2 protein-coding genes are annotated in these 1586 nt (G+C 45.6%); both read right to left on the bottom strand.

The annotated features are described in order from the left end of the window. Positions 1-56 precede the first annotated feature (56 nt). Positions 57-947, bottom strand: coding sequence for an IS3 family transposase (locus QZ076_RS21945; RefSeq protein WP_279057729.1), 891 nt, complete (start codon positions 945-947; stop codon positions 57-59). Next, complete coding sequence (locus QZ076_RS21940; RefSeq protein ID WP_014776075.1) at positions 944-1357, bottom strand: hypothetical protein; 414 nt, start codon at positions 1355-1357, stop codon at positions 944-946. Before QZ076_RS21940 ends, QZ076_RS21945 begins: the two co-directional genes overlap by 4 nt. Between the last annotated feature and the right edge of the window lie 229 nt (positions 1358-1586).

Below are 1586 nucleotides of genomic sequence, written 5' to 3'. Positions count from 1 at the left end.
TGTCCCGTCCTGAAAAAGGTTTACAGTGATTGATAATTAAAGATAAACATTTTGGTTCAAAAAATATTGTCCTGATATAAGTTTACATATGCCTTCCGAACAACCGTCTTTCGGCCCCAATGATGTTTGAGTTTCCCGGTTCTAAGTTCCGCTTCCAAGGGCGTAAGCCAATCGCAGCTGGCATGAGGTCTGAGTGAATTGTAAAGGATAACGATCTGGTCGATGCGTTCTTTTGCTGCCTGAAAACTTTCAAAACATTCCTCGTCGATCCATTCGCTCTTCAGAATACCGTTCACCCGTTCGGCAACGGCATTCTCATACGGATCGCCCTTTTCAGTCATGCTGATGCGAATCCCATTATCGGTCAGCAATTTCACATATTCTTTCGAACAATATTGGCATCCTCTGTCCGAATGATGGATTAACCCTTGCCGTTTTTGCTGCGGAGTCTGGTCTATGGCCATCCTCAGTGCACGGAGCGCTCCGTCCCGTTCCAATGTCGTATTCAGATCATAGCCTACGATCCGTTTGGAATAGGCATCCGTTATCAAAGCCAGATATGCAAATCCTTCTTTCAAAGAAATGTACGTAATATCTCCGACCCATAAACGATGCGGCCGCTCGAGGTCGAAACCCCGGATCAGATTCGGATATTTACGCATCCAGTGCCGCGAGCAGGTCGTAACGCTGTATTTCTTCCGACGTTTGACCAGAAGATTGTTTTCCGAAAGCAGCGTAAATAACCGATCCCGGCTGACCGGAAATCCGTCTTGTTGCAGCAAATGCCACAGTTTACGACCGCCGAGCCTGGGCATCAGTTTCCGGTAGCAACCCACCCGCTCCAAAAGAAGGGTGTCGGACAAGGATCCTTCCCTATTACGCCGTAAATGTTTATAATAGGCCTGACGGGTATAGCCGAACAACCCGCACAGAAACGACAGGCTCATTGCTGTGTGTCTTTCTTTGAGACGCTGGACTGTCCGGCTGCGGATTTTTTTAGCAGGTCGATACCGTATTCTTCTTGGAGGATATCTCCCATGATCTCATAGCCTTCCAGACGTAATAAAGCCTCTTCCAAGCGCCGCCGAAGGGCTTTGTTCTCGGATAATAATTCACTGGCTTCTTCACTCGTAACGCGGGACATGATCGGATAAGGATTAGGGGTACTCACAAAGCTACAACTATTTTTCGCTTTCCAGCGCTGACCCATCTTATGAATCGTAGACATGGGAATACCATGTTCTTCGGAGAGTTGGCGAGCCGTCTTGACTCCGCTCAAATACTCCTGTAAAATCAGATGACGCAACTGACGCGGTAAATAATGACGCGATAAGTCTGAATTCGTTTTTTGCTGCATAAGATTTACTCTTTTTTGTAAACCTTTTTCAGGACGGGACACCCAGTTGTATCTTGCAGCATGAAAGGTCGATTTTCTTATTGCGTTCATTATCCCGATATAAACTGCATGAAATAGAAAACGGTATTTTGAATGGTTTAACCCAATAAACCAGACATACATACTCTATGCTCGTATGGCTGACAATCAATCTCAAAAACGTTGCACCATGGATTCATTAAAGGAAAAA

Source organism: uncultured Parabacteroides sp. (assembly GCF_905196875.1).
In the GTDB taxonomy this organism is placed as follows: domain Bacteria; phylum Bacteroidota; class Bacteroidia; order Bacteroidales; family Tannerellaceae; genus Parabacteroides.
This window is presented reverse-complemented; position numbering and strand designations above follow the sequence as displayed.

Bases quoted from the DNA above. Each gene is read 5' to 3' on its own strand.
- QZ076_RS21945 (WP_279057729.1), bottom strand. From the start codon at position 947: ATGAGCCTGTCGTTTCTGTGCGGGTTGTTCGGCTATACCCGTCAGGCC.
- QZ076_RS21940 (WP_014776075.1), bottom strand. From the start codon at position 1,357: ATGCAGCAAAAAACGAATTCAGACTTATCGCGTCATTATTTACCGCGT.